The sequence below is a fragment of the Kribbella sp. NPDC051587 genome (assembly GCF_044453945.1).
Taxonomy (GTDB): Bacteria; Actinomycetota; Actinomycetes; order Propionibacteriales; family Kribbellaceae; genus Kribbella.
In genome coordinates this window covers 1-26043 of record NZ_JBITDE010000008.1, presented here as the reverse complement: position 1 = coordinate 26043, position 26043 = coordinate 1, and the positions used below count along the sequence as shown (strand labels likewise).

Genomic DNA, 26043 nt, shown 5'->3' with positions numbered 1-26043 from the left:
CTGAATAGACAGTGTCTACGCCGAGGGTGTAGACACTGTCTACGTGATCGCTCTTGCCCTGCTGACGGCCTCCGCGTGCTGCCACGCGACGTGGAACCTGCTGATGAAGTCCGTCAGCACCAAGGGCCCTGCCTTCGTCTGGCTCTGCGGGCTCGTCACGCTTCCGCTCTCCGTCGTCCTGCTCCTGCGCGCGTCCTCCATCACCTGGTGGCCCGCGCTCGTCAGCATGGCCCTGCACACCCTGTACGCCGTCACGCTCCAGAAGGCGTACGCCGCAGCCGACTTCGCCACCGTCTATCCGGTCAGTCGCGGCTCGGCACCCGTCCTCGTCACGCTCGTAGCCCTCGCTCCGTCTTGGCACGTGTACGCGGGCGCGGCTCTCGTGTTCGCCGGGATTCTGTTGATGGACCGCGTCCAACCGCACACCCGTGGCATCGCGCTCGGACTACTCGTCGCGACCTGTACGGCGGCGTACACGCTGTGGGACGCCTACGCGATCACCACGCTCCACGCCGACCTGCTCAGCTATCTGGCTGTCGGCAACCTTGCCCAGGTCGTTGTGCTCTCACTGCTGGTCCGCGGTCACCGCGCAGCGCTGGGGGAGTGGCGGCGAGCGATCCCGATCGCGATCCTCACCCCGGCCAGCTACGGCCCGGTCCTGCTCGCCCTGTCTTACGCCTCGGTCAGCACGGTCGCCGTCGGCCGCACCCTGAACGTCGTCATCGGCGCACTCCTCGGCTTCGTCGTCCTCCACGAACGCGTCACCTGCACCCGCCTGGCCGGACTAGGCGCGGTCGTGGCGGGCGTCGTACTCGTGAGCATCTGAAGGGATTCCCATGAGAGACCTCGTCCTCCTGCACGCCGCATCACGAACGCCTCACCCCACCCCTGGCTGAACTCGGCTACCGAGTCCAGACCCCAACCCTCCTCGGCCATGCGGGCGCCGAACGCCGCCCGTACCTATGCCTTGGGCCTCACCCATCGCGCCACAACCCCTCGCCTCCCGGGCCGGCCCCCACCACCTTCTCGTCTCCCGGCATCTGCTGGGTCGACCCATGAGCTTGCGGGTTTTGCACCCGCATGAGAGTCCAGAACCCACCACCTGATGGGTTCACCCATCAGCTGCACCGGGTCTGGTGAACACCATCTCCGCGGTACGACGTTGGGCACGGGTCAACCATTTGTCCGGCCAGAGAGTGGTTGAGCGGTGCCCAAGATGGACTTGCACCCCGACCTTGAGCACGGGTCAACCGATTCGAGGGGGTTCGCGCGGTTGGCCGGTGCTCAAGGTGACGGGTCCACACCCCTCCGCCCAGGGCCTTGCGGTGGTTATCCACAGGGGGGATCGGCGAGGCGGATTCTGTCCGTGGGGCGGGCTAGGGTGTGGCGGTGGGTGTAGACGTACGCGAATTGCTCGAAGCCGCTGTGTCCGGGATCGCCGGGACGACCAGACCTGGTCAGGTGGAGATGGCCGAGGCCGTCAACACCTCCATGCATGACGGCTCGCACCTGCTCGTCCAAGCCGGCACCGGCACCGGCAAGTCGCTTGGTTACCTGGTGCCCGCGCTGCTGCACGCGATCGAGGACCGGCGCGTGGTCGTCTCCACCGCGACTCTCGCACTGCAGTCGCAGCTGGTGGACCGCGATGTCCCCGCACTGCTTGACGCGACCGAGAAGCTGCTGCCGCGCAGACCGTCGTACGCGATTCAGAAGGGTCGCAACAACTACGCGTGCCTGCATCGGATCCGCGAGGGTGCGCCGGACGAGGACGGCATGCTGATCGACGTCCCGCCGGCGGGCGTGATCGGGCAGCAGGTGCTGGAGTTGCGGGACTGGGCCGAGCAGCAGTTGCTCGATGGTGAGGCCGGTGACCGCGATCACGCGCCCTCGCATCAGTACCAGGCCTGGCAGCAGGTGGCGATCGCCGCCCGCGAGTGCCTCGGTGCGCAGAAATGCCCGTACGGCGACGAGTGCTTCGCGGAGAAGGCGAAGGAGCAGGCCCGCAAGGCCGACATCGTCATCACCAACCACGCGCTGCTGTCGATCGACGCCTTCGAGAACCGGATCGTCCTGCCCGAGCACGACGTCGTCATCGTCGACGAGGCCCATGAGCTCCCCGCTCGCGTCACGGGAGCAGCCGGTGACGAGCTCTCGCCGCAGATGGTCGAGCGCACCGCCAAACGGGCGCGGCGGTTCGTCGACGACGACAAGGCCGACGACCTGATCGACGCCTCCGACGCGCTGCGCGCGGCGCTCGAGGGCACTCGCGAGGGCCGGATCGAGCCGTCCAACACGCCAGTCCTCGAAGCGGCCGGCCTGGTCCGCGACGCGGCCCGCGGGCTGTACTCCGACCTGAACAAGAAGTCCGACGACAAGGACGACGACCCGGACGGGGCCAAACGGCAGGCCAAGGGTGCGGTCAAGGAGATGTTCGACGTCGCCGAACGCGTCGCCGCGCTCAACGACCTGGACGTCGTCTGGATGGTCGACCGGGAGCGCTTCGGCCGCGAGCTCCGCATCGCGCCGCTCACCGTCGCGGGCCTGCTGCGCGAGCTCGTCCTCAAGGACCGGACCGCGATCCTCACCTCCGCGACCCTGACGATCGGCGGTGACTTCGACTCGATCGCGCGCCAGGTCGGCCTGCGACCGGCCGACAAACTCAGCGACGACGACGAGATGCCCGAGCTCGACGACAGCAACGAGACCGGGCCGCTGCCGTGGCGCGGGCTCGACGTCGGTTCTCCCTTCGAGTACGAGAAACAAGGCATTCTGTACGTCGCCAAGCACCTCCCGCCGCCGCATCGCGACGGTCTCGGGCCGAAACAGTTCGACGAGATCATCGACCTGATCACCGCGGCAGGCGGTCGCACGCTCGGCCTGTTCTCGTCGCGCCGGGCCGCCGAGGCCGCGACGGCCGCGGTCCGCGAGGCGACCGACCTGACCATCCTCTGCCAGGGCGATGCGCAGCTGGGCGAGCTGGCCCGCGAGTTCGTCGACAACCCGGAGACGTCCCTGTTCGGGACACTCTCGCTCTGGCAGGGCATCGACGTACCGGGCTCGACCTGCAACCTGGTCATCATCGACCGCGTCCCGTTCCCGCGCCCCGACGAGCCGCTGATGGCGGCTCGCCAGCGCGCAGTCGACGAAGCCGGTGGCAACGGGTTCATGGCCGTCGCTGCAACCCATGCCGCGCTCCTGCTCGCGCAGGGCACCGGCCGGCTGATCCGCCGCAGCACTGACCGCGGTGTGGTCGCGATCCTCGACCCCCGCATCGTCACCCAGCGGTACGGCGGTTTCCTGCGCGCCTCCTTGCCTCCGATGTGGCCGACGGCGGATCGTGAGAAGGTGCTCGGCGCCTTGAAGAGACTCCAGACGACATGAGCCCGTCGGGCGGTCCGCCGGTGCTGCCGATGATGGCCGCCCTGGGGGAGATGCCGTCCGGATCCGACTGGTCCTACGAGCTGAAGTGGGACGGCATCCGGGTCGTCGTCGAGGTCGACGAGGGCGTCTGCCGGCTGTGGTCCCGCAACAGTCGCGACGTCTCCGGCGGTTACCCCGAGCTGATCGGTCTGGCGGAATCACCCGGGCTGCGGCTGCCCGCCGTACTGGATGGGGAGATCGTCACTCTCGACGAGCACGGTGCGCCGTCGTTCGGGCTGCTGCAACGGCGGATGCACGTGCGGGATCCACGGCAGCTGCGGCATCTGATCACCGAGGTTCCGGTGTCGGTCCGGTTGTTCGACGTCCTGCGCTTCGACGGCAAGTGGTTGCTTGAGGCAACGTACGACGATCGCCGCGGTCTGCTCGAATCGCTGGAGCTCGGTGACCCGTTCTACGAGACGCCGGCCGCCTTCGACGATGGTGCGGAAGCGCTCGAGCTGGCGATGACGACCGGACTCGAAGGGGTGGTGGCGAAACGCCGTCGATCCCGCTACCTGCCCGGCCGGCGCAGTGCCGACTGGATCAAGGTCAAGCCGGTGCTGACGCGCGATGTCATCCTCTGTGGCTGGCATCCGGGGGAGGGGAACCGGGCAGGCAAGATCGGTTCGTTCTACATCGCCGCGTACGACGAACCCGACGGCGAGCTGTTGCTGATCGGCAAGGTGGGTTCGGGCCTCGACTTCGCAACCCTCGACATGCTGGGGACCGAGCTGGCCGGTCTGGAGATCGACCGACCAGCCTTCGACCCTGCGACCATCCCGGGTACCGACCGCCGCCGGGCGCACTGGCTGGACCCGGTGCTCGTCGCCGAGGTCACCTTCTCCGGCTGGGCCGCCGATGGACGCCTCCGGCATCCGGTCTGGCGCGGGCTGCGCCTCGACATCGACCCCGGCAACGTCCTAGTGGTCGACTGATCTGGCCAGCGCGTCGAGCCGTTTCATCCAGCTGTAGTCAGTCGTCGAGATGGTGTCGTCACCAGGCTGTTTGCCGTCCCGGTCGATCGCGTAGGCGAACACGCCACCCTTCTCGCCTCCTGTCGGCTGCCAGCGCGCGTACGACGCTGCCCGGCTGGTCTCGAAGGGATCGAGCGTGTCATCCCAGTGGGCGCCGCGCTCTTCGTAGAAGGAGACTCCGGGCAGGAACTGGCATGACGAGATCCGGCTCGAGAAGGTCTGCCAGGTTGACTGGAGCGTCTGCGTACCACGGCCGTAGGCCTGCAACATCACGTAGTTGTAGCTCGCCGAGGTGCGGGTGAAGACCGGGTGGCTGCCGGTCAGGTTGGTGTCGTAGATGAAGATCTTCCCGGAGCCCGCCTTGGGCCCGATCCGCTTGCCGAGCGCGTTGAGGATGCCGGCCGCGCGAGTCAGCGCAGTGCCGCTTGGGGTGCTCTCGACGTCGACATCGAGGCCGGCGACACCCCATTTGACGATGTACTCGTCGTACAGCTGCTGCGCATAGGCGTCGTACGCCGCCGCTGTGTCGGCGACCGGTGCCTTGGCGAAGTCGTCGATCCAGAGTGTGAAGACCGCCTTCGTGCCCTGGGCGTGCAACGCGGGCAGGTAGGTATCGCGAAGGGCGACCCAGAAGTCGGGGTCGTCGGCGGGCTTGGTCGCGAACACCGACACGATGTCGATCTCCGGCGGGACCTCGCTCAGCCGCTGGACGTTCGGCTCCCGGTCCTCGGGCTTCGTGGTGGCGACGTCGCGCCACTGCCGGTAGTAGCCGTAGGTGATGGGAGTTCCGCAGTTCTGGGCGCCAGTGGCGACGGTTGCGGTGGCCGGGGCGATCGGTGCCATCGCCACGGCAGCGGCGGCGATGGCAACGCAGGCTGTCCTGATGACTGTCCTCATGGGCAGTCAAGATGTCGAACTATACCGGTTTAGTCAACGGTGACGGCCTGACTGCCGAAGGCGCTGACACGACCGGCTCGCCGAGGCGTGAGAAAACTGCCCGGTATACGGACGGATTTGCGCTGCGCTGTGACGCCAGTTGTTCAGGTGTTGCAGCGAACGGCGGCGAAATGGTTGCGCTCGGCATCGATTGCCGAGCGCGGTGGGGCCGGGGTCAGTCGTTCGATTCCCGGGAGGTGGCCGGCATCGCCAGTGCCGCCTCGATCTTGTCGGACAGCTTCTCCGGGGTGTTGGTGGGCGCGTAGCGCGCGATCACCGCACCGTCGCGACCGATCAGGAACTTGGTGAAGTTCCACTTGATCCGGCCGCCGAGCAGGCCGCCCGCCTCGCGTTTCAGCCAGTTGTACAAGGGGATTGTCCGCGAACCGTTCACGTCGATCTTGGCGAACATCGGGAACGTCACGTGGTAGATCGTCGAGCAGAAGTTCGCGATCTCGTTCTCGTCACCGGGCTCCTGGTGGTTGAACTGGTCGCACGGGAAGCCCAGCACCGAGAAGCCCTGCCGACGGTAGGTCTTGTAGAGCTTCTGCAGTCCCGCGTACTGCGGGGTCTGGGAACACTGCGAGGCCGTGTTCACCACCAGGAGCACCTGGTCGCGGAAATCGGCAAGAGACTGTTCATTGCCTTCGATCCGGCGCGCGCTGAAGTCGTAGACAGTCGTCATGAGAACAATGCTGACACGACCCGCCCGACTTCGCTCGCCGTCTGAGATGTCAGACTCGGCGCAGAACTGTTACGACCTTTCCGAGGATCACCGCGTCCTTGCCGTCGATCGGTTCGAACGCCGGGTTGTGCGGCAGCAGCCAGATCTCGGACTTGGTCTTCTTGAACGTCTTCACGGTCGCCTCGCCGTCGATCATGGCGGCGACGATGTCCCCGTTCTCCGCGGTCTGCTCCTGCCGGACGACCACCCAGTCGCCGTCGCAGATGGCGATGTCGATCATCGACTCACCCTTGACCTTCAGCATGAACAGCGTGCCCTCGCCGACCATTGCCTTGGGCAACGGGAAGACCTCTTCGACCTCCTGTTCGGCCAGGATCGGGTTACCGGCGGCGATCTGGCCGACCACCGGCACGTAGACCGCGTCCGGGTGCGCGTCGCCGGCCCCGGTCTCGTCGTACGCCGTCTGGCGCACCGAGCCGAGCGCACTGCGGCGCGCGGCGGCGTCGACCTCGCCGGGGTAGCGGACCTCGATCGCGCGCGGCCGGTTCGGGTCGCGCCGCAGCAGGCCCTTCTGCTCGAGCACCCGCAGTTGGTGCGACACCGACGATGAGCTGGTCAGCCCGACCTTCTCGCCGATCTCCCGCATCGAGGGCGGGTAGCCGCGGCTGTCCACCGAGTCGCGGATGACGTCCAGCACCCGGCGCTGCCGCGGCGTCAGCCCGGTCGCGTCGGCCGGCCCGTCGGGCAGCTCGCTCACCCGGTTCGCCGCGCCGGCGGCATCCGCGGCGCGGTCCTCGTTCTTGCTGGAACCGCTCGGCGTCCTGGCCATCGGTGATCCGCTCCTCTGGTCGGGCCGACGCGCAAAGACGCCGGCCAGGCTGTGTTCGGTCCGAGCCCCACCGCACCGCCGCGATCAGGCTCGACTGACATGACCGTAGACCGAATCCTGAGATTCTTCAAACATCTGTTCGAAGGCGTGTCGGTTCGCACGTTTGTTCGTGTGTCGGGTTATAGGGCGGGAATTCCCCTGGCGTGTCGGCGTTGGAAGTAGTTGCGTCCGCAGGGGCGATGGGTTAATCATTCGTACAGACGTTCGATCGAACAGGTGTTCGTCTGATGGTCCCCGCAGAAACTGTCGGAGGCCACCGGTAGACAAGGAATCACAGCGAACAACGTGGTCTGGAGGATCTGATGAGCACAGCGGCACTCGCGGCGGATGCAGTGGCCGGTCGCCTGGCACCCGAGTTGGCACCCGAGGTTGCGCCCGCTCCCCAGGGGGCACCGCGCCGCCGCCGGATCCCCGGCAGCACCACCGAGCCGCTCCCGGTCCGGGGCTGCGCAGGCGAGGTGCTCGGTCGCCATGTCGCCGAGCCGCCGGCCCTCCGCCAGATCGGCCGCACTCAGCAGTTGCGCCGTGCGCACGAGCTCGAGGCGCCGTCGCTGCGACTGACCAGGCGCGGCCGGATGCTGGTCTCGTTCGTGTCGGTGCTGGTCTTCGGCTCCGCCATCGCCGTGCTCGGTCTGCGGATCGCCGGTGTGCTCGATTCCGGCCCGGACTTCAGCAGCACGGTCCCGGTCCAGGTGCAGCCGGGGCAGAGCCTGTGGTCGATCGCTCAGGACACCAACCCTGGTCTCGACACGGCGACCGTCGTCGAGAAGATTGCCGACCTCAACAAACTCTCCGGCCCCGCCGACATCACCCCCGGTCAGACGCTGCAGATCCCGATCGCGCGCTGAGCCACTCGTCCTTCAAGAGTGCGTAGACGAATTCGTTGCACCACTCGTCCTTGAACCACAACGCCTGCAGATGATGAGCCTCGCGGCGCATCCCGAGCCGTTCGAGTAGTTGCGCGGACGCGGTATTCCGATCGTCCAGGATGGCGACGATCCGATGGAGTCCGAGCTCCTCGAACCCCAGTCGCAGCATTTCCCGCGCGGCCTCCGCGGCCAATCCCTTGCCGTGATAGCCGCCGTGCAGCGCATAGCCGAGTTCGCCCTGCTGATCCGCCTCGCTGGCCCATTTCAGCAACACCTCGCCGATCACGGTGCCCGTCTCGCGCAACTCGATCGCCAGCACCAGCCACTGACCCTCTTCGGTCAGTCGGTCCTGCTTGAGCTTCGCCTCCAGAGCCACCCGAGTCTGCTCGCGGTCCCGCACCGGCCACGGCACATACCGCACGATCTCCGGATCCGAGTGGAACGCCAGCAGATCGTCGAGATCCTCCCTCCGGTGCGGCCGCAGCTCCAGCCGCTCGGTCCGCAGGGGATAAGCCGGGTGCAATCCGCTCACAGTGCCGTCCTCACGAGTAGTCTGTCTAACATCGTTAGACACTAACTCGTCCTCCCGAACCCCACAACGAGGTTCTCGTGCCCAAGAAATCCGCTCGAACGGTCTCCTCGCATGCCGCGGTCGGCATTACCGTCGCGGCGATCGCCGATGCCGCGTTGGCGATCATCCGGGCCGTGGGCGTCGACGGACTGACAATGCGTGGGGTGGCCGAGCGGCTGGGCGTGCGTGCCCCGACCCTCTATCACCACGTGCACAACAAAGCCGATCTCCTCGACCTCGTCGCCCGCAACGCCTTCGACGAGTTCGCGGCCGACGAAACGACGTACGAGAATCTCGCCACCATCGACGAATGGCTCGAGCTCACCAGGACCGGTTCACTCGAATTCCGCGCCTTCTACGCAGCCCATCCCGGGCTCGCCGGCCTCATCCAAACCAAAGCGGCCCCGGATCGCGATCAAGGGGACGGTTCGCGAGCAGCCCTGATCCGTGCACAGATCGGGTCGCTCGTCCGGCTCGGCGTACCGGAGGCTGAGGCGCGTCACCTGTTCGAGGTCAGCGCCCGCTGGTCCCTCGCCGCAGTGGTCGCCGACCTGAGTGACGAGTTGTTCGCCGATGGACTCGACGTGTTCCTCGCCGGCCTCAGTGCCCGACTGACTTCAGCCAGAGCTGGGCATACCGCGAGCCGTCCACGGCGGTAGCCACATCAACCACGGTCGGCGACAGGCCATGCGGATCCGAGCTCCGATCCGTCGACCAATCCCGCGTGTCAACGATCGTCCGGCCGCGCGACCAGTCTCCGCTGAGCTCGACCCGGAGCGGGAAACGCTGCGTAGTGAGCCCGTCCGGGTCGATCACCGCGCACACCGCTCCGCCGTCCCCGATGCTCGCCCCCTCAGCGCCGTACAGCTCGCCGCGTCGTTCGATCAACTTGCGGGCCAGATCAGCCGAGGGCGACCCGCCCAACGCCCGAGACTGCTCCAGCGTCACAACCACGTCGTAGAAGACATCCAGCCCGTACATCGTCACCGGTACGTCGAGCTCCCCGGCCGCCGCGAGCACGATCGCCGCCGCTTCCGGGTCGGTCCAGATGTTGAACTCCGCCGAAGCCGTCGCATTCCCGATCCCGGCCGAGCCGCCCATGAAGACGATCTCGCGCAACCCGGCCGCGGCTTCGGGATACGTCCGCAGCAGCAGAGCGATGTTCGTCATCGGCGCCAACGGGATCAGCGTCACCGGCTCGCCCTTGGCCGCTCCGTCCAGCAAGACCTCGCGCAGAAGCTCCACTGCCGGCGTCCCACTCGGTGAACGGGTCGACCGCGGCCAATCCAGATCCCCGAGCCCGTCCACCCCATGCACGTGTGGCGCAGTCCGCATCGGCTGCAGCAACGGCAGCGCGGCACCACGCCCGACCGGTACGTCGGTCCGCCCGGCCGCCTCGAGCACGGTCAGCGTGTTGATCACGACGTCGTCCAGACCGACGTTCCCGCCGACACAAGTGACGGCCCGCAGGTCGAGATCGGGATGACGGGCGGCGAGGAGCAGCGCACAAGCGTCGTCCAGTCCGGTGTCGACGTCCAGGATCACCGGTTTCATGCCCCCATCCTCACCCATCGCCCGGGCCACCCGACCGGCGGGGGAGGGGCTTCGGAGGCGTCGCAGTGTGCACCCGTTCGGGGTGCTTTCGGTGACGCCACGCGGGACTACACGGGCCTGCGCGGGTGTTGGAATCAGTGAGGTGTGAGACCGATCCCGAAGCGACGCGCGCGAGATCCGGCCGTTCTTGCAAACTGTCGGAGGCGAGGACTAGCATCCCTAGATGTAGTGGTTACACGGGTGTAATTTTCCACAGGTAGTGGTTGGTTACCCACAGGCCATACACAGGTTGTCCCCAGATCGATCCACAGACCCGCCCAGCAGGCGGCCTACGGGAGGAGTGATTCGCCGTGCACTGTCCGTATTGCCGGCACACCGATTCCCGCGTGGTCGACAGCCGGGTGGCCGAGGACGGCGGAGCGATCCGCCGCCGGCGCCAGTGCCCGGTCTGCGAGAAGCGGTTCACCACCGTCGAGCAGATGCAGCTGACCGTCGTGAAGCGCTCCGGCGCGACCGAGCCGTTCAGCCGGGAGAAGGTCGTCAACGGCGTGAGCAAGGCCTGCAAGGGCCGGCCCGTCGGCGTGGACGCGCTGTCCCGGCTGGGCCAGAAGGTCGAGGACGCCCTGAAGGCGAGCGGTTCGCCGGAGGTTCCCGCGCACGAGGTCGGCCTGGCCATCCTCGGGCCGCTGCGGGAGCTCGACGAGGTGGCTTACCTGCGGTTCGCCAGTGTGTACCGGCAGTTCGAGTCGGCGGACGATTTCGAGACCGAGATCGCCCTGCTGCGCGCGGAGAAGGAGCCCGAGGGCACCGAGCCGCCGCCGCTGACACCGACCCAGCAGACATAAATCGGGGATTCGCAGTAGCAGTAACGCAACGTGCTGTACGGCGTTGACGCAGTACCAAACGGGGCGGTCCCGGGCAGGCCGCGGCAGGGCGAGCGAAATTGCGAGGAGCACAAATGACAGAGACGGTGACCGGCCACTCGGGGTCGACCAAGAGGTCGCCGGCCGGGTTCCGCGGGCGCAAGAACGCACCGGCGGGGCTCACCATCGAGCGCATTTTCACCACCGAAGGCGTACACCCGTACGACGAGGTGACGTGGGAGCGCCGCGACGTCGTACAGCAGAACTGGAAGACCGGCGAGACCGTCTTCGAGCAGCGCGGGGTGGAGTTCCCCGACTACTGGAGCGTGAACGCGTCCACCATCGTCACCACCAAGTACTTCCGGGGTGCGGTCGGTCACGACAACCGCGAGTGGAGCCTGCGCCAGTTGCTCGACCGCGTGGTCAAGACCTACCGCAAGGCCGGTGAGGACCACGGGTACTTCAGCACCCCGGCCGACGCCGAGGTCTTCGAGCACGAGCTCACCTGGATGCTCCTGCACCAGTACTTCAGCTTCAACTCGCCGGTCTGGTTCAACGTCGGCACCTCGTCGCCGCAGCAGGTCTCGGCCTGCTTCATCCTGGCCGTCGACGACTCGATGGACTCGATCCTGAACTGGTACAAGGAAGAGGGGCTGATCTTCAAGGGCGGCTCCGGCGCCGGCCTGAACCTGTCCCGGATCCGGTCCTCCAAGGAGCTGCTGCAGTCGTCCGGCGGGACGGCGTCCGGCCCGGTCTCCTTCATGCGCGGTGCCGACGCGAGCGCCGGGACGATCAAGTCCGGTGGCGCCACCCGGCGGGCGGCCAAGATGGTCGTGCTGGACGTCGACCACCCCGACATCGAGGAGTTCGTCGAGACCAAGATGCGCGAGGAGGACAAGATCCGCGTCCTGCGCGACGCCGGGTTCGACATGGACCTCGGCGGCCGTGACATCACCTCGGTGCAGTACCAGAACGCGAACAACTCCGTCCGGGTCACCGACGAGTTCATGCGCGCGGTCGAGGAGAAGGGCGAGTTCGGGCTGCGGGCGCGGCTGGACAACTCGATCATCGAGTCCGTCGACGCCCGCGAGCTGTTCGACAAGATCTCGCACGCCGCGTGGGCCTGCGCCGACCCGGGCCTGCAGTACGACGACACCATCAACGACTGGCACACCACCCCGGAGACGGGCCGGATCACCGCGTCCAACCCGTGCTCGGAGTACATGCACCTGGACAACTCCTCCTGCAACCTCGCGTCGCTGAACCTGATGAAGTTCCTCCGCGACGACGACCTGTTCGACTCGGAGAAGTTCGTCAAGGCCGTCGAGCTGATCATCACCGCGATGGACATCTCGATCTGCTTCGCCGACTTCCCGACCGAGCCGATCGGTGAGACCACCCGCGCCTACCGGCAGCTGGGTATCGGGTACGCGAACCTCGGTGCGTTGCTGATGGCAACGGGCCACGCCTACGACTCCGACGGGGGTCGCGCACTGGCGGGCGCTATCACGTCGCTGATGACGGGCACGTCGTACCGGCGGTCGGCCGAGCTGGCCGGGGTCGTCGGTGCGTACGACGGCTTCGAGCGGAACAAGGAGGCCCACACCCGGGTGATGCGCAAGCACGCCGCGGCCAACGACGCGATCCGCTCGGTGCACGAGATCGACAAGGACGTCCACAAGCACGCCACCGAGGCGTGGGAGGGCGTGCTGAAGATCGGTGCGAAGAACGGCTGGCGCAACGCGCAGGCCTCGGTGCTGGCCCCGACCGGCACCATCGGCTTCATGATGGACTGCGACACCACCGGCATCGAGCCGGACTTCTCGCTGGTCAAGTTCAAGAAGCTGGTCGGCGGCGGCTCGATGCAGATCGTCAACCAGACGGTCCCGCGGGCGCTGCGGCAGTACGGCTACACCGAGGAGACGATCGAGGCGATCGTCGAGTACATCTCGGAGAACGGTCACGTCGTCGACGCACCGGGTCTGAAGACCGAGCACTACGAGATCTTCGACACCGCGATGGGTGAGCGCGCGATCAAGCCGATGGGCCACGTGCGGATGATGGCGGCGGCCCAGCCGTTCCTGTCCGGCGCGATCTCGAAGACGGTGAACCTGCCGGAGACCGCGACGGTCGAGGAGATCGCCGACGTCTACTTCCAGGGCTGGAAGCTCGGCCTGAAGGCGCTGGCCGTCTACCGCGACAACTGCAAGGTCGGTCAGCCGCTGGCCGACGGCAAGTCGGCGAAGAAGAGCTCCGACGCGGTCGCGGCCGAGGCCGCCGTCGCGGAGAAGATCGTCGAGAAGGTCATCGAGTACCGGCCGACCCGCAAGCGCCTGCCGAAGTCGCGGCCGTCGCGGACCACGTCGTTCGCGGTCGGTGGCGCCGAGGGCTACATGACGGCCGGCTCCTACCCCGACGACGGCCTCGGCGAGGTCTTCCTCAAGATGGGCAAGCAGGGCTCGACCCTGGCCGGCGTGATGGACGCCTTCTCGATCGCGATCTCGATCGCCCTCCAGCACGGCGTACCGCTGGAGACCTACGTGCAGAAGTTCACCAACCTGAAGTTCGAGCCCGCCGGTCTGACCGACGACCCGGACGTCCGGATGGCGCAGTCGATCATGGACTACATCTTTCGTCGGCTTGCTCTGGACTACCTGCCCTTCGACGAGCGCGCGGCCCTCGGCATCTACTCCGCCGAGGAGCGCTCCCGTCAGCTCGACACCGGTTCCTACGAGCCGGCCCCGGTAGAGATCTCCGAGGCCGAGTCCCTGAAGGCCGTCGAGCCGATCGCCGACGTCACCGAGGTCGCCGACGTCGCCGAGAAGCCGGCCGACGCGGCCGCGGCCAAGCCGGTCACCACCGAGGTCCGCACCACCGCCGAGATGTTCGAGCTCATCACCGGCACCTCGGTCGATGCCCCGCTCTGCTTCACCTGCGGCACCAAGATGCGCCCCAGCGGTTCCTGCTACGTCTGCGAAGGCTGCGGCAGCACCTCCGGCTGCAGCTGACCCACGAGTGAACGCACTCCGGCCCCCGGGAACTTCCCACTTCCCCTGGGGGCCGCGGTGCGTCTAGGTCCGTTCGGTGGTGGCGATCGCGTGTTGCAGGGTCTGGCGGGCCAGGGCGAGCTCGCTCGCTCTCTCGTCCAACTGCTGCAGCCTGCTGCGCAGCTTCTCCAGTACGCCGGGGCACGGGCGCAGCGAACCGTCGTTCGCAGCACAGGGGAGCACCTGCTTGATCAGCGCGGTCGGCAGACCAGAGGCGAGCAGGGCACGAATCTGACGAACAGTCTGTACGGCGGAGTCGTCGTACTCGCGGTAGCCGTTGGCCTGCCGTTCTGACGTGAGCAGGCCGACTCGCTCGTAGTACCGGAGCAGCCGCTCGCTCGTCTCGGTGCGTCTGGCCAGCTGGCCGATCAACATGTCTGCTCCGCTCGGCTTGACCCTGACACCATGCCAACGTTCAACCCTGGTTCGGTACCGGTCCATTCCGCTGCGAACCAGGAGTGTTGTTGTGATTCTCGATGCCCACAGTCATGTCCACGATCCCGTCGACAGCCACGTCGCTCTCCTCGACGAGGCCGGTGTGGATCGCACGATCGTGTTCGGTACGCGTCCGCATCCCGAGCGGGCCACTGACGTTGCGAGCCTCCGGCGTGAGCTGAGTGTGCTGGCTGACACCGTGAGCGGCCGGTCGACAGGTGCGGCGTCGTACCGGCTTGCGTGGGACGAGGTGGATGCTGCGATCGCGGCCTTCCCGGACCGCTTCATCGGCTTCGGCAAGGTCGACCTCGAGCTCCCACCCGAGCAGATCGCCACGGTGGTCGAGACAGAGTTCGTACGGCGCGGGTACCGCGGCATCGGCGAGCTGACCCCACCACCAGGCCAGGCAGCCCGCGTCGAGCCGGCACTCGCCGCGGCCGCGGACCACGGCGGTCTGCCCGTGCTGGTCCACGGCCACGGTCCAACCGTCGCCGACCTCGAGACGCTGGCGGCGCTGGCCCGCCGCCATCCGTCCGTACCGCTCGTCATCAGCCAGCTTGGTGGCCTCAATTGGCTACCGGCGATCGAGCTCGCCCGCGACGTCCCCAACCTCTACCTGGAGACGTCCACGGCCAACATCATCTTCGCCATCCGCCTGGCCGTCGCCGAACTCCCCGACCGCGTGCTGTTCGGCTCGGACGCGCCGTACGGCGATCCCTGCCTGGCGCGCGCCACCATCGAACGCGTCACTGAATCGGGGCAGCTCCGCGACCACATCCTGGGCGAGAATCTCGCCCAACTCCTCAGGTTGTGAAGGAGCCGGTCACGACCGAGGCCGACTCGACCCCATCGCGCGACGACCACAGGCGAATGCGGACCAGCGTGCCGTCGGTCACCGAGAAGTTGCAGAAGGACCAGCCCTGGTAGTCGGCGACAGTGGTGTCGTCGAAGCACTCGTGCGCGTCGTACCAGAAGCCGACCTGGCTCTGGTAGAGCTGGATGGCGGCCCGGGCGCTGTACCCGTCGGCCTGGTCGTCGTGGACTCCCAGCCATTCACCATCGGTGCAGTAAAGGGCAGCGCTGAGTCGGGAGTTGGTCAGCTCCTTCGACGGATTGTGATAGCAGTTCGCCGGAGTGTTCGCGTACGCCGGTATGCCCGTAAGCACTGTGGTGGCCAGCAGCCCGGCGGCAAGGCCGGCGGCGGCGCGTCTGACGGAGAAGGACATGGGGCGGCTCCCAGTCGTCGTGAGATCGGAACGCAGATCATAGGACGTCCGACCGGGAGCGCTCCCGACAGCTCTAGTGGCCGAACCGATCCGAGTCCGCCGCTGCCTTCGCCGTTCCGTCCAGCGCGCTCAGGGCAGCGAGCTGATCGGCGGTCAGCTCGAAGTCGAAGATCGCCAGGTTCTCTGCGAGCCGGCCGGGATCTGCTGACTTCGGGATCGGTACGACGTCCTGTTGTGACTCCCACCGGAGGACGACCTGGCCCGGGGTGCGGCCGTGTGCCTTCGCGATGTCCTGGAGGACCGGGTTGTCCAGGAGGTCAGTGCCTTTGCCCAGCGGGCTCCACGCCTCGGTAACGATGCCGTGCTGGGCGTGGAACTCGCGCTCGGCCTCCTTCGCCCAGACCGGGCTCAGCTGGATCTGGTTGACCTCGGGGGCGACACCGGTTTCGTCGATCAGCCGTTGCAGATGCGTCGGCTTGAAGTTCGACGTACCGATGGCTTTGACGAGCCCGGCCTCACGCAGCGCGATCAGTCCCCGCCACGCGTCGACGTACTGATCCTGGTCCGGATTCGGCCAGTGGATCAGGAACAGGTCGAGGTAGTCGACGCCGAGCTTCTCCGCGCTCGCCTCGAACGCCGTCCGCACTCCGTCGACACTGTGCCAGGCCTTGTTGAACTTCGACGTCACGAACAGTTCGTCGCGCGATGCCTGCCGCAGGGCCCGGCCGACACCGGTCTCGTTGCGGTAGTTCTCGGCCGTGTCGATCAGCCGGTAGCCGAGTTCAAGCGCCTGATTCACTGCTTGTTCGGCGTCCGCGTCGTTCATCGGCGAGGTGCCGAGCCCGATCCGCGGCATCGCCGTTCCGTTACTCAATGTGACCGTCGGGACGTTCGTCATCGATCTCCTCCTCGGCAGCGAGTCTCCGGCCACGGTACGCCGAACACCCTCCGCTCCCACCGCCGCACCCCGCCCGGATCCGGCCGTACGCCGTACGGCCGGGCCGGTGTCTCAGCACCCGTATCCGGGGCGCGAATTGTCGGAGCCGAGGTGCATGATGGGCATCCGTGGGGAACGAAACGCGTTGGAGGGTGGGCGAATGCGCAATCGGCTGATCACTCTGGTGGACCTCGGACTCGACAGCTCGTTCGACGCCTCGATGACCTTCGTCCAGGGCATCACCGGCAACATCAACGCCGGCTGGGACGAGCCCGTCATCGATGTGAACTTCGTCCGCACCCGCGACCACGAGACCGCCTTCTCCGCCCTCACCACCCCCTCCACGGTCCTGCACGTGATGGCACACGGTGACCACAGCGAGGAGCCGTCCTTCCTGTCCACCGACGGCCGCACCCAGGTCTCCCTGCGCTCCCTGGCCGACTGGTTCCTCGACCGCCAATGGGGCATCTCCAGCGGAGTCGTCATCGCCGACGGCTGCAAGACCGGCATCGGCAAATGGCAGCGCGCCATCCGCGACTGCCTCCAGGACGACATCACCTACATCGGCACCAGCACCGTCGTCGGCTGGTACGAAGCCACCGTCTTCTGCTCCGCCTTCTACGGCGCCCTCGTCCGCAACCGCGGCCTCGGCCGCACCCCCGCCGAACAAGGCTGGGACGCCGCCAACCGCGCCATCAGCGCCTACGAAACCCTCACCGACGCCCGCTGTCCCTACAAACCCGTCCTCCTCACCCCCTCCCGCCGAGCCCTCCGCTCCCTCACCGGCTGACCGACACGCAGCGCGATCGCCACCACGCGTAGCCAGTGTGAAACTTGCCGTGTCCCTTGGTGACGAGGCACGGAGCGTGATCGGTTTGGTGGTACTGCAGACGTTCCAGGACCTGATCGGTCCGTCCGCCTGGCAACTCCTGCTGGCCGAAGGAACTTTGCGCAGCTACCGCCCCGGCCAGACGATCCTGCGCCAGGCCGATCCTGGTGGTTTCCTGTTTGCGCTCGACCACGGCCGGGTCAAACTCCTGGCCACCGCCGAGGACGGAGCTCAACTCCTGCTCACCGTCCGCGGCGCCGGCCAGCTGCTCGGCGAACTCGCCGGTGCTGAAGGCCACCGGACGGCGACTGTCGAAGCGCTGGACCGCTGTACGGCGCACTACCTGTCGATCGCGCGGTTCGAGCGGTTCCTCGCCAAACACGGTCTCACGCAAGAGTTCCACCGCTATGTCACCGGGAAGTTCGATCAAGCCGTCTCCCGACAGGTCGATCTTGCGCACCGATCCGCACTCCGCCGGATCGCGCGCCTGCTGCACGACACAGTCGTCCTCGCACCGACCACTGCCGCCAATCCACAGCGGGTGCCGTTCACCCAGGAGGAGCTGGCTGGATCGCTCGGTCTGGCCCGCAGCACGGTCGCCGACCAACTGACGACCCTTCGGGCCTCGGGCGCGCTGACCCGCGGCCCGCATCTGGTCGTCGCCGATCTGGAGAAGCTGGCCGCGGCCTTTCGGGTCTGAGTTCCGGATCACCTTCCGGCTGTCCGATTCCGGACAAAGCCCGTGGGCGATCTCGCCGACTCTCAGTGGACCGACCCGTCCCCGAGGAGGCCACGATGAGTACACCGATGGACCCGCGCTACACCGGCGTTTCCGAGCTCCCGCCGTACCGCGCCCTGCTGGTCGTCGACATGAAGGACTACAGCGGCAACGCCGGCCGCTACCAGACCGAGCTGACCAAACTGATCCCCGAGATCATGCAAGCGGCCTTCGAGCGCGTCGCCCTGGGATGGATCTGGGATCGCAAGACCGCCCACAATGGAACCGGCGACGGCTACGCCATCGTCCTGCCGCCCGAGCTGCTCCCGCACCTGCTGAACCCCTACCTGACCGCCCTACAGGAAGAGCTCGAACAGCGGAACCGCCATCGCCCGCACACCTGGAACGGTCCGATCCGCTTCCGGGTCAGTGTCAACGTCGGCCCGATCTCCGACTCCGGCGACAACCAGTTGGGCGACGGCAGCGGCGCTGAACGTGTGGTCCTGCACCGTCTGCTCGACAGCGGACCGGTTCGCCACCTGCTCGCCGGCTCCGACCCCGAGGTCACTCAGGTCGCGGCCATCGTCTCGCGCCGCGTCTATGAGGACGCGGTAGTAGCTCGCTTCGCCGACGACCCACAGACTCTGTACGTCGCTGCCGGTGCCGAGGTGAAGACCTACCAGGGCCAGGCGTATCTCCGCGTCCCCAAACCGTCCGGGCGGTTGCTGAGCGAGGGATTCCTGAAGCTTGAGAGCGGTCTCGAACCAGGCCCGGCGGCCAAGGGGGCGACCCCGCCACCGCCGAGTCAGCCGTCGGCCGGCTTCGGCGTCCAGATCAATGGCGCCAGCGGGCCCGTATACACCGGCAGCGGTACGCAGAACAACACTCTTCATCAAGGACGCGAACGATGACGGCGGCGATCGAGGTTGCTCAACCTGAGGCCGTACCCCCGCTAGATCCCGCCTCGTCGGAGCCACCCCGGACGGAGGTCAACGACAGCAGCGGACCGGTGCACACCGGCACCGGTGATCAACTCAACGACATCCGCTACTACCTCGACCGGCCCCGCAAACCACGGACCAGAGACATCACTCAGGATAGGCTTCGGGAGCTCTGGCGAAGCTTCGTACTACCGGCGGGATTTGAACGCGCTGCCCGTGTTCTGGCTGCGCCGGAGGGACTGGTGATCCTGAGCGGCGCGGTCGGCACCGGCCGCAGTACGGCGGGGCTCATGCTGCTGCTCGCTGACATCGCACCGGACACGGTGGTTCGGTTCGTTGCGCCTGATCTGGAGAAGTCGGCCGTTGAGGCCGAGCGACGAATCTTCGAGGGTGCGGACGTTCGCGAGAACGATCGTCTGGTCCTCGATCTGTCCGAGGCCGATGGGGACGCGTTCGGTGAGCTCCAGGACTACCTGCATGCGCTGCAGCCCGCCCTGCGGGAGCGCCAGGCCAAAATGGTCGCGATCCTGCCGCATCTGCATGGTGAGCGGCTGAAGGTCGATCTGCTGTCGTTCATGGTCGAGATTCGTCGTCCGGACAGCTTCCAGGTCCTGCAGCGCCGACTTGCTGCCGAGGGTCTCCCAGCCACGGACCTGTCCGCGTACCGCGAGAGCTTTGCGGCGTCGAGCATGGATGGCCTGGTCCGGGTGGTCTATCAGGTGCGTGAAGCCTGGCTGGAGCGTCCAGATGCTGCGGTCGATGCCTTGCTTGCCGAGATTCTGAACTCCGCCGACAAACGCGAGCAGAAGGTCGCCAAGGTCGTGGGATCGGCCGGTGGAGCGCGGCCCCGGGCGCTGCTGATTGCTGCGGCGCTGCTGCATGGATTGTCGACCCACACCGTCTTTCGTGCGCAGGAGCGGCTGCTCGAGTTGCTCCGGGTGCCGGACGAGGACGCCGAACATGTCCTTGAAGTGGCCGGGGTCGAGGAGGCGCTGGCGTCGCTGGGTCTGGACCTGTCGGTCACTCCTGAGCCCGGACAACGACTGCATTTCGCGGACCAGGAGATGGCTGCTGAGGTACTCCGGCGCTTCTGGGACGACATGCCGTGGCTACGGTCCCGATTGACCGACTGGGTCGCGGAACTGGTGGGAACGGGCACCAGCTCGCTGGACCGATTCGACATGGCCACTCTGGCTCGCCGCTTCGGGGCGCAATGCCGCCGGACGCGAGACACCGAGCTGGCACTGCGTCTGGTGGAGGAGTGGTCCGGCGACCGGTACCAGTCGCAGCGCTCAGCGGCGTACACACTGCTCGAGGAACTCCTCGATGACGACGGGACGGCGTCGGCGGCTCGGCAGAAGCTGTACAGCTGGACGCGCGACACCCACCTTCCGGACGGCAGGGTTGCCATGGTGGTGGCGGCCTGCGTCAACATTCTGGCCGATCGCCACCTCGACCAAGCTGTGGTGCGGTTGTCCTGGCTCGCCGAGCACGCGGGGTACGGCGTACGTCGAGCCGCGCGTGATGGGCTGGGAGAGCTGGTACAGGAACCGGATCGCCGGCTCGAGGTGATCGACCTCGTTCTGGAGCGATGGCGGTTCGATCCTGCCAACTTCGCCGCGGTCGCTGAGCCGGCCGGACTGCCCATGTTCCTGGGAACCGGAGCTCTCGAACGGCTCGTCGCCGGATGGCGACGCGCGTTCCTGGAGACCGATCCGACGTGGCGCGACGAACTGTTTCGGCGTTGGCTCAATGCATACGCAGAGGCCCTGGGGGAGGGCCGGGCCGACGATGCGCAGGGGGTGCAGCAGTTGCTCGCGATGGTCTGTGCACACCACCGTCAACTGCTCGACGGCCTGGTCAACTCGATGCTCGATTGGCTCGCGGCGCGCAACGAGGACCCGCTTCGGCTACAGACCGCACAGACCATCAAACAGCTCGTCCGGCGTGGCCGGCGAGCAGGCGGAACCATTCTGTCGGAGGCCAGGCCATGACCATCCATCGCAAATCCCTCCACAGCGCAGTACTCCTGGTGCCGTTGGCAGTAGCGCTTGTCTGGCTGATCGCCGAACTGGGCTGGCTCGGAGTCGTTTTGTCCGCGGTACTGGTGGTCGGGTGCCTCGCCGGCTACTGGAAGACAGGCGGACTGTGGTTCGCCGACAGTTCGGCGGCTTCGTCCTCGACGTTGTCGACGACGGGTCTGCCGACCGCGGATGAGACCGTCTTCCTCGCCGTGTCCGCGACGGTGCATTGGCAGGCGGCAAAGGCCGCGAGCTACCACGCTGACTTGGCGCGCGAGTTCATCCTCCAGCAGGCTCGGGAGGTGACCGCGAGATGGCGTCCGGCGCAGCATTCGCTGGCGCAACACGAGCTCGCCGCCCGTGTCGGCCGCCCCGCGGCCGTGGAGACCGGCGAGCTGGAGGTCTGGGCCACCGATCTGCGGCTGGAGCTTCCCGAGGCGGTCGAGCAGCATCTCGCCAAGATGGACGAGGCGCATCGCGACGGCCTGTTGTGGGAGGTGAGTGCCGCCAACAAGGACCGGATTCGCACGTACCTCCGCGACGATGCCCTGCGCACTCCGGCTTCGGCGGTCGTCTGGTGGCTCGCGCATCACGAAGGCTCGGTCGAACGGGCGGTCGAACTCGCGGACGTCCTGACCAAGTTGTCCCAGCTCGCGAACGGTGCAAGCGACCTGGATGGATCGGGCGGGAGCCGGCAGCTGATCGACGCGCTCGAGGCGCTCGAACCGTCCGCTCGCAGACCGGCGGCCCACGACCTTGCCGACGCCTTCGAACAGGCCGACGTACCCGGCTTTGCCCAGGCGCTCCGGGAGAAATACAACCTGCCGACTCTGCGACCGATCGTCGACGCCACGTCGGTTTCCGTCGCCGAGGCGGAGCCTGGCCCCAGATCGAGTCGCTCCGCCGGATAGTGCCTCGGAGCAGCCGGACTCGCCTCCGGCTGCTCCGAGCGAAGGACCCCGGCCGACGGGTTCAAGCCTTGAGTTCGGTCGGGGTACGGAGGGGGTGGGCGACACGCTGCGGGCGGCTACGGTCGGTGATGCGTGTGAGACTTTTGGAGGGCTGGTCGTGAGACGGGGCCCGTGGTCTGGGTTGCCGGTGGCCCGGGCGGCGTGACGACGGGGAGCCGTTCGGTGCGTATTGGTCGGCCTGCTGTCTTCCGCCCGACGCGGTGAAGGAACGCCACCATGAAGCTCCATCGGAACTCTCTTCTGACGGCCGCCGCGATTGTTGTGGTGCTGTACGTCGTCTCGCTGATCGTGGGCTTGCCGACGTGGGCGGGTGTTGTGCTCAGCGTGGTGCTGCTGGTGTTGCTTGCCGTGGTGTGGAAGCAACCCGAGCCGCCCAAGGCCGTCGTACAGGTGAAACAGGCGGCACCGGCGCCCGTCGTACTGCCGGATCCGGTGTTTACCGGGCCGCCGACGCGGACCGTTGTCGATGTGCGGATGCCGTCTGCTTCGGCTGATTTCCAGTTCAGCTTCTCGGCGATCGTGCAGTGGTCGACTGTGCTGTCGGGGTCGCGGCACGCGGACCTCGGGGCGGTGGCTGTAGATGCGTTGCTGAAGCGGGCTCGGGCGCTGGCCGTTGGATTGCAGGTGACGGAAGAGGCGCTGAACCAGCAGCACCTCGCGGCGATCCTTGGTGAGCCGGCGCTGGATGACAAGGGACAGGTGCGTTGCTGGGCGACCGAGGTGCGGTTGCGGCTGCCTGATGCGGATCACAAGCATCTTCAACACCTGGCGGCGCTGCATCGCCTCGAGCAGACGACCTTGATCGAGCGCCGGATGGAGCAGGACAAGCGCGCCTACCTCAAGGACGACGTCTTCGCGACGCCTGGCTCGGCCGCGGTCTGGTGGCTCGCCAATCACCCCGGCGACGTCGAGAACGCGCTCGGCCTGCTCGACACCCTCGCCGATCTGTCCGCGGCAGCCAACGACCTGCCGGTACGCCGGACCTCGGTCGAGGCGATCAAACAGCCGAAACCGACCCGCGCCGAACTGGAGTTCACCGCGGCCGTCGACGACCTGCTCGCACCCGACGCAGACGCTGCCGGGCGGCCGGCAAGAGTGAACGGGACGGCACCTCGAGCGGTCGAGGGGCGGGCCAGCCGCAATGGAACGAAGCCTTCCGAAGAGCCTCGCGACGAGTATCGCGAGGAGTTCTACTCGGAGTAGGCCGGCGCGGCGGGCCGTCTGCCAGGGGAACCCGCCGCACCGGGGTCGGTGGTGGCTCATTCGTCCAGCCAGCGGATCGTGGTGGAGCCGTTGTGGCCGTGGATCGTCAGGAGCGCGTCGATGCCGTCCGCCCAGACCGTGGTGGTCGGGAAGCGGCCGCCCCAGTGCAGAGCCACCGAGCCGTCGGTCCACTCGACTCCCTCGGCGACGACGCCCGTCCCGCTGATACCGGACACATCGACGTGGCGCACGAGCTGGAAACAGCGCGGTCCTGCCTGGCTGGCCACCTTCAGATGACGCCGCCGCGAAGATCTCCGCGGCAGCGTCGCGGTCCTACCGCTGATCTCGTCCATGCCCCAAGTCAACGCTCCGGGCGTTGACCTCACCAGGAACTCAACCGGTATCCACAGGGCACAAATTAGGCACTCCGACGGTCACCCGATCGCCGTAGTCTGATTGCAAGGAGTGATCAACGCCCCAGGAGAGTGAGACCGATGACAGTCATCGACGAATGGACCGGCCGGCATGCGAATGCCTTGCGCGCGGCGTTGCGGCTGACCAACGAGGCCTTCGCCGAGCACCTCGGCATCGCACCACGCACGGTCACGAAATGGCGCGAGAGACCGGACATGGTGCCGAGCCCGCAACTCCAGGAGGCGCTCGACACCTCGCTGCGGGACGCGGCGCCCGACGCGAGACTGAGGTTCACCGCCAACCTCGGCCTCGATCAGCAGCCGCTCCCGATCGACCCGGCGGCGCTGACGCAGCTCAACACCGCCATCGGCGACCTCGCCCGCGTCCTGGCCCGCCTGCAGCCGGCCGACCCACAGCAGTCGCCGTCGCACTGACAACGTTTTCAGGCGCATGCGAGCGGGCACTGGAAAGGCATTCGGTACGGGGGTTCGCCCAAACCCAGGAGGGGACATGCGTACTCGCAGCGCATCGAGGACAGGTTCACGGACGGTCGCCATCATCGTGGTCGTGTGGTTGCTGATCGGCCTGGCCGCCGCAGCGCAGCGGAGCTACTTCTCCGGCTCCGACGCGACCTGCGCGAAGGTCGGGACGACGCTCCTGACCGTCGTCGCCGGCCCGCTGAACTACATCGGTGCCAACCCGAAGATCGACTGCACCGCGCCGCAGCCGTCGAAGTAGGCCCCCGATCCGACGTAGCGTCTTCGGTGAGGCGCCGAGGAGGGGGAACGTGGACGTACTGCGGGACGGGATCGAAGCGGATCGTGAGGGACTGGGGGTTCCCGGTGTCAGCTGGGCGGTGATCGAGAACGGGGAGATCACCTCCACCGGCACCGTCGGCGTCCTCGAAACAGGCAAGTCGGCGGCGGTCGAGCCGGGCAGCCTGTTTCAGGCCGCTTCGATCAGCAAACCGGTTGCGGCGTTCGCGATGCTACGGCTCGTGGATCGCGGGTTGCTCGAGCTGGACGAAGACGTGAACGGGCGGCTCAAGTCGTGGCAGGTGCCGTCGACCCGAGGTTGGAAGCCTGTCGTGACGTTGCGGCAGTTGGCGAGCCACAGCGCTGGTCTCACAACTCCGGGGTTCCCGGGCTACCACCGGGATGCGCCGCTGCCGACAACTGTCGAGATCCTGAACGGCACCGAGCCGAGCAACACGGCTGGACCACGCGTCGAGCGGATCCCGGGTGTGCAGTTCGCGTACTCAGGCGGCGGTACGACGGTCATGCAGCAACTGCTCGAAGACGTCACCGATACGCCGTTCCCTGATCTGATGCGTGAGTTGGTTCTCGATCCTTTGGGGATGTCCGACAGTGCCTACGCTCAACCACTCCCGTCGGAACTTGCGGGAAGAGCGGCTACCGGCCACGGGGAGAAGGGCGACCCGGTCGACGGCGGTTGGCACCTGTACCCAGAGTTGGCCGCGGCAGGGTTGTGGACCACACCGACTGATCTGGCCAGGTTCGGTATTGGAGTTCAGCAGTCGTACGCCGGCGCCCACGGTGCGCTCCTGTCACCGGAGCTCGCGCGGCAGATGCTGACGCCGGTGATCCAGATAGATCCACCGATTGCTGGGCTGACTCACGTCGGCATCGGCCCGTTCCTCAGTGCATCCGGTCAGTTGTTCGGGCACAGCGGCGGGAACCTGGGCTTCCGCTGCAACCTGCTCGTCGATCGGATGAGCGGGTACGGCGCCGCGGTGATGACGAACTCCGATGCCGGCAACCGGCTCTCCCTGCGAGCGTTCGCCACCGCGGCATCGGCGTACGGGTGGGAGAACTATCGACCCACGGATGAGCTGTTCGAGCTCCCGTCCGCAGAGGTGCTGGCGGAGCTCGCCGGTGACTATCGGCTGGGGGACCGGATTCGTCTCGCGGTGCAGCCGTGGGGGAGTGGCCTGTTGGTGACGTTCGCGGGGCAGCCGCCGCTGCGCTTCATTGCGCTCTCACCGACGCGCCTCATGGCCTCGAGTACCCAGGCCCAGCTCGAGCTGCGGGACGGCCGGCTGGTCTTCGAGCAGGCTGGTTTGGAGCTCGACTGCGTGCGGGAATAGCCGGCAGACCGGCCCGGTTACACCTGATGCCGCCCGGTACAAGACCCCCGGGCCTCAACCATCGCCGCTACGAGCGGCCACTCGCCGAGAGGCGTCTGCCGGGCGGCTCAGTAAGCTCGCTGTAAGGGGTCCGGCAAGCCGCAAGACCCCGATTTGCATCTGGACGGTGAACATCAGTATTGTTCTTCTTGTTGGGAGCGAGTGCAGGACGCGGAAGCGGCCGGACCTCCTGACCCTCCTCTAAGGCTTTCGCAGCCGGATCGTGGTCTTCGGACTCGGGTCGGCCGCTGAAACACGAGGAGACTGGGACGAAAGTAGCCGATTTGACCGGCTGCGAACGAAACAGTAATGTTTGGCGGGTTGCCCCGGAGCTTCGAATGAGAGTTTGAAGCGCGGTGTGCGTCCGATTCTTGAGAACTCAACAGCGTGCCGA

Annotated in this window: 26 protein-coding genes; 17 read left to right on the top strand and 9 right to left on the bottom strand. The window is 67.2% G+C overall.

Annotation, left to right across the window (positions count from 1 at the left end):
- Positions 1-43: 43 nt before the first annotated feature.
- The 3 genes from ACIA49_RS26495 to ligD all read left to right on the top strand — a co-directional run bounded on the left by ACIA49_RS26495 (position 44) and on the right by ligD (position 4355).
- Positions 44-826, top strand: a complete 783-nt coding sequence (locus ACIA49_RS26495; protein WP_396380028.1) for an EamA family transporter — start codon at positions 44-46, stop codon at positions 824-826.
- 557 nt (positions 827-1383) lie between these two features.
- On the top strand, positions 1384-3381 hold the full coding sequence (locus ACIA49_RS26490) for an ATP-dependent DNA helicase (RefSeq protein ID WP_396380027.1): 1998 nt from the start codon (positions 1384-1386) through the stop codon (positions 3379-3381).
- Positions 3378-4355: a non-homologous end-joining DNA ligase gene (gene ligD / locus ACIA49_RS26485; RefSeq protein ID WP_396380026.1), complete on the top strand. Its 978-nt coding sequence runs from the start codon at positions 3378-3380 to the stop codon at positions 4353-4355. The genes ACIA49_RS26490 and ligD overlap by 4 nt, the downstream gene beginning before the upstream one ends.
- Here the strand turns inward: ligD and ACIA49_RS26480 are convergent.
- The 3 genes from ACIA49_RS26480 to lexA all read right to left on the bottom strand — a co-directional run bounded on the left by ACIA49_RS26480 (position 4341) and on the right by lexA (position 6844).
- Positions 4341-5291, bottom strand: a complete 951-nt coding sequence (locus ACIA49_RS26480; protein ID WP_396380025.1) for a hypothetical protein — start codon at positions 5289-5291, stop codon at positions 4341-4343. The two genes, ligD and ACIA49_RS26480, sit on opposite strands and share 15 nt — an antisense overlap.
- Positions 5292-5505: 214 nt before the next feature.
- The gene (locus ACIA49_RS26475) at positions 5506-6015 is read right to left on the bottom strand and encodes a glutathione peroxidase (RefSeq protein WP_396380024.1); all 510 of its coding nucleotides are present in this window, start codon (positions 6013-6015) and stop codon (positions 5506-5508) included.
- 49 nt (positions 6016-6064) lie between these two features.
- A complete protein-coding gene (lexA, locus tag ACIA49_RS26470) occupies positions 6065-6844 on the bottom strand; it encodes a transcriptional repressor LexA (RefSeq protein WP_396380023.1) in 780 nt (259 codons plus the stop codon).
- A 362-nt stretch (positions 6845-7206) separates the two neighbouring features.
- Between lexA and ACIA49_RS26465 the strand changes: the two genes are divergently transcribed.
- Positions 7207-7752: a LysM peptidoglycan-binding domain-containing protein gene (locus tag ACIA49_RS26465; RefSeq protein WP_396380022.1), complete on the top strand. Its 546-nt coding sequence runs from the start codon at positions 7207-7209 to the stop codon at positions 7750-7752.
- On the opposite strand, the gene ACIA49_RS26460 is transcribed toward ACIA49_RS26465, so the two are convergent.
- A complete protein-coding gene (locus ACIA49_RS26460) occupies positions 7712-8305 on the bottom strand; it encodes a GNAT family N-acetyltransferase (RefSeq protein ID WP_396380021.1) in 594 nt (197 codons plus the stop codon). The two genes, ACIA49_RS26465 and ACIA49_RS26460, sit on opposite strands and share 41 nt — an antisense overlap.
- 77 nt (positions 8306-8382) lie before the next feature.
- Between ACIA49_RS26460 and ACIA49_RS26455 the strand changes: the two genes are divergently transcribed.
- Positions 8383-9003: a TetR family transcriptional regulator gene (locus ACIA49_RS26455; protein WP_396380020.1), complete on the top strand. Its 621-nt coding sequence runs from the start codon at positions 8383-8385 to the stop codon at positions 9001-9003.
- Here ACIA49_RS26455 and ACIA49_RS26450 read toward each other — a convergent pair.
- A complete protein-coding gene (locus tag ACIA49_RS26450) occupies positions 8945-9898 on the bottom strand; it encodes a nucleoside hydrolase (RefSeq protein ID WP_396380019.1) in 954 nt (317 codons plus the stop codon). The genes ACIA49_RS26455 and ACIA49_RS26450 overlap by 59 nt on opposite strands.
- A gap of 350 nt (positions 9899-10248) precedes the next feature.
- Here ACIA49_RS26450 and nrdR point away from each other — a divergent pair, with 350 nt between their 5' ends.
- Positions 10249-10743, top strand: coding sequence for a transcriptional regulator NrdR (gene nrdR, locus ACIA49_RS26445; protein ID WP_396380018.1), 495 nt, complete (start codon positions 10249-10251; stop codon positions 10741-10743).
- 113 nt (positions 10744-10856) lie between these two features.
- A complete protein-coding gene (locus ACIA49_RS26440; RefSeq protein ID WP_396380017.1) occupies positions 10857-13769 on the top strand; it encodes a vitamin B12-dependent ribonucleotide reductase in 2913 nt (970 codons plus the stop codon).
- Positions 13770-13832: 63 nt separating this feature from the next.
- Here the strand turns inward: ACIA49_RS26440 and ACIA49_RS26435 are convergent, their stop codons facing one another.
- Complete coding sequence (locus ACIA49_RS26435; protein WP_396380016.1) at positions 13833-14183, bottom strand: MerR family transcriptional regulator; 351 nt, start codon at positions 14181-14183, stop codon at positions 13833-13835.
- Positions 14184-14274: 91 nt separating this feature from the next.
- On the opposite strand from ACIA49_RS26435, the gene ACIA49_RS26430 reads away from it, so the two are divergent.
- Positions 14275-15057: an amidohydrolase family protein gene (locus ACIA49_RS26430; protein WP_396380015.1), complete on the top strand. Its 783-nt coding sequence runs from the start codon at positions 14275-14277 to the stop codon at positions 15055-15057.
- Here the strand turns inward: ACIA49_RS26430 and ACIA49_RS26425 are convergent.
- Together ACIA49_RS26425 and ACIA49_RS26420 are read right to left on the bottom strand one after the other, a co-directional pair.
- Complete coding sequence (locus ACIA49_RS26425) at positions 15047-15469, bottom strand: hypothetical protein (RefSeq protein WP_396380014.1); 423 nt, start codon at positions 15467-15469, stop codon at positions 15047-15049. The two genes, ACIA49_RS26430 and ACIA49_RS26425, sit on opposite strands and share 11 nt — an antisense overlap.
- Positions 15470-15542: 73 nt before the next feature.
- Complete coding sequence (locus ACIA49_RS26420) at positions 15543-16367, bottom strand: aldo/keto reductase (protein ID WP_396380013.1); 825 nt, start codon at positions 16365-16367, stop codon at positions 15543-15545.
- Between the two features lie 199 nt (positions 16368-16566).
- Here ACIA49_RS26420 and ACIA49_RS26415 point away from each other — a divergent pair, with 199 nt between their 5' ends.
- From ACIA49_RS26415 to ACIA49_RS26390, 6 genes are all read left to right on the top strand, one after another.
- A complete protein-coding gene (locus ACIA49_RS26415) occupies positions 16567-17196 on the top strand; it encodes a hypothetical protein (RefSeq protein WP_132406442.1) in 630 nt (209 codons plus the stop codon).
- A gap of 76 nt (positions 17197-17272) precedes the next feature.
- On the top strand, positions 17273-17935 hold the full coding sequence (locus ACIA49_RS26410; RefSeq protein WP_396380012.1) for a Crp/Fnr family transcriptional regulator: 663 nt from the start codon (positions 17273-17275) through the stop codon (positions 17933-17935).
- Positions 17936-18030: 95 nt separating this feature from the next.
- On the top strand, positions 18031-18864 hold the full coding sequence (locus tag ACIA49_RS26405; RefSeq protein ID WP_396380011.1) for a hypothetical protein: 834 nt from the start codon (positions 18031-18033) through the stop codon (positions 18862-18864).
- Positions 18861-20888 carry a hypothetical protein gene (locus ACIA49_RS26400; RefSeq protein ID WP_396380010.1) on the top strand — a complete coding sequence of 676 codons (2028 nt, stop codon included), beginning with the start codon at positions 18861-18863 and terminating at the stop codon, positions 20886-20888. The genes ACIA49_RS26405 and ACIA49_RS26400 overlap by 4 nt, the downstream gene beginning before the upstream one ends.
- A complete protein-coding gene (locus tag ACIA49_RS26395; RefSeq protein WP_396380009.1) occupies positions 20885-21826 on the top strand; it encodes a hypothetical protein in 942 nt (313 codons plus the stop codon). Before ACIA49_RS26400 ends, ACIA49_RS26395 begins: the two co-directional genes overlap by 4 nt.
- Positions 21827-22102: 276 nt before the next feature.
- Entirely contained in the window at positions 22103-23089 is a 987-nt protein-coding gene (locus tag ACIA49_RS26390) for a hypothetical protein (RefSeq protein WP_396380008.1), read from the top strand.
- 56 nt (positions 23090-23145) lie between these two features.
- On the opposite strand, the gene ACIA49_RS26385 is transcribed toward ACIA49_RS26390, so the two are convergent.
- Complete coding sequence (locus ACIA49_RS26385; RefSeq protein WP_391546342.1) at positions 23146-23442, bottom strand: hypothetical protein; 297 nt, start codon at positions 23440-23442, stop codon at positions 23146-23148.
- A 141-nt stretch (positions 23443-23583) separates the two neighbouring features.
- Here ACIA49_RS26385 and ACIA49_RS26380 point away from each other — a divergent pair, with 141 nt between their 5' ends.
- The 3 genes from ACIA49_RS26380 (at position 23584) to ACIA49_RS26370 (ending at position 25610) form a co-directional block, all read left to right on the top strand.
- A complete protein-coding gene (locus tag ACIA49_RS26380) occupies positions 23584-23937 on the top strand; it encodes an XRE family transcriptional regulator (protein ID WP_396380007.1) in 354 nt (117 codons plus the stop codon).
- A gap of 76 nt (positions 23938-24013) precedes the next feature.
- Positions 24014-24241, top strand: coding sequence for a hypothetical protein (locus tag ACIA49_RS26375; RefSeq protein ID WP_396380006.1), 228 nt, complete (start codon positions 24014-24016; stop codon positions 24239-24241).
- Between the two features lie 49 nt (positions 24242-24290).
- Positions 24291-25610, top strand: a complete 1320-nt coding sequence (locus ACIA49_RS26370; RefSeq protein WP_396380005.1) for a serine hydrolase domain-containing protein — start codon at positions 24291-24293, stop codon at positions 25608-25610.
- The last annotated feature ends 433 nt before the right edge of the window (positions 25611-26043 follow it).

What these genes read in the sequence shown, in the direction of transcription:
- ACIA49_RS26435 (WP_396380016.1), bottom strand. Translation starts at nt 14,183, where the DNA reads ATGTTGATCGGCCAGCTGGCCAGACGCACCGAGACGAGCGAGCGGCTG.
- ACIA49_RS26440 (WP_396380017.1), top strand. Translation starts at nt 10,857, where the DNA reads ATGACAGAGACGGTGACCGGCCACTCGGGGTCGACCAAGAGGTCGCCG.
- ACIA49_RS26420 (WP_396380013.1), bottom strand. Translation starts at nt 16,367, where the DNA reads ATGACGAACGTCCCGACGGTCACATTGAGTAACGGAACGGCGATGCCG.
- ACIA49_RS26390 (WP_396380008.1), top strand. Translation starts at nt 22,103, where the DNA reads ATGAAGCTCCATCGGAACTCTCTTCTGACGGCCGCCGCGATTGTTGTG.
- ACIA49_RS26475 (WP_396380024.1), bottom strand. Translation starts at nt 6,015, where the DNA reads ATGACGACTGTCTACGACTTCAGCGCGCGCCGGATCGAAGGCAATGAA.
- ACIA49_RS26415 (WP_132406442.1), top strand. Translation starts at nt 16,567, where the DNA reads ATGCGCAATCGGCTGATCACTCTGGTGGACCTCGGACTCGACAGCTCG.
- ACIA49_RS26375 (WP_396380006.1), top strand. Translation starts at nt 24,014, where the DNA reads ATGCGTACTCGCAGCGCATCGAGGACAGGTTCACGGACGGTCGCCATC.
- ACIA49_RS26400 (WP_396380010.1), top strand. Translation starts at nt 18,861, where the DNA reads ATGACGGCGGCGATCGAGGTTGCTCAACCTGAGGCCGTACCCCCGCTA.
- ligD (WP_396380026.1), top strand. Translation starts at nt 3,378, where the DNA reads ATGAGCCCGTCGGGCGGTCCGCCGGTGCTGCCGATGATGGCCGCCCTG.
- ACIA49_RS26425 (WP_396380014.1), bottom strand. Translation starts at nt 15,469, where the DNA reads ATGTCCTTCTCCGTCAGACGCGCCGCCGCCGGCCTTGCCGCCGGGCTG.
- lexA (WP_396380023.1), bottom strand. Translation starts at nt 6,844, where the DNA reads ATGGCCAGGACGCCGAGCGGTTCCAGCAAGAACGAGGACCGCGCCGCG.
- ACIA49_RS26405 (WP_396380011.1), top strand. Translation starts at nt 18,031, where the DNA reads ATGAGTACACCGATGGACCCGCGCTACACCGGCGTTTCCGAGCTCCCG.
- ACIA49_RS26395 (WP_396380009.1), top strand. Translation starts at nt 20,885, where the DNA reads ATGACCATCCATCGCAAATCCCTCCACAGCGCAGTACTCCTGGTGCCG.
- ACIA49_RS26465 (WP_396380022.1), top strand. Translation starts at nt 7,207, where the DNA reads ATGAGCACAGCGGCACTCGCGGCGGATGCAGTGGCCGGTCGCCTGGCA.
- ACIA49_RS26450 (WP_396380019.1), bottom strand. Translation starts at nt 9,898, where the DNA reads ATGAAACCGGTGATCCTGGACGTCGACACCGGACTGGACGACGCTTGT.
- ACIA49_RS26480 (WP_396380025.1), bottom strand. Translation starts at nt 5,291, where the DNA reads ATGAGGACAGTCATCAGGACAGCCTGCGTTGCCATCGCCGCCGCTGCC.
- ACIA49_RS26385 (WP_391546342.1), bottom strand. Translation starts at nt 23,442, where the DNA reads ATGGACGAGATCAGCGGTAGGACCGCGACGCTGCCGCGGAGATCTTCG.
- ACIA49_RS26380 (WP_396380007.1), top strand. Translation starts at nt 23,584, where the DNA reads ATGACAGTCATCGACGAATGGACCGGCCGGCATGCGAATGCCTTGCGC.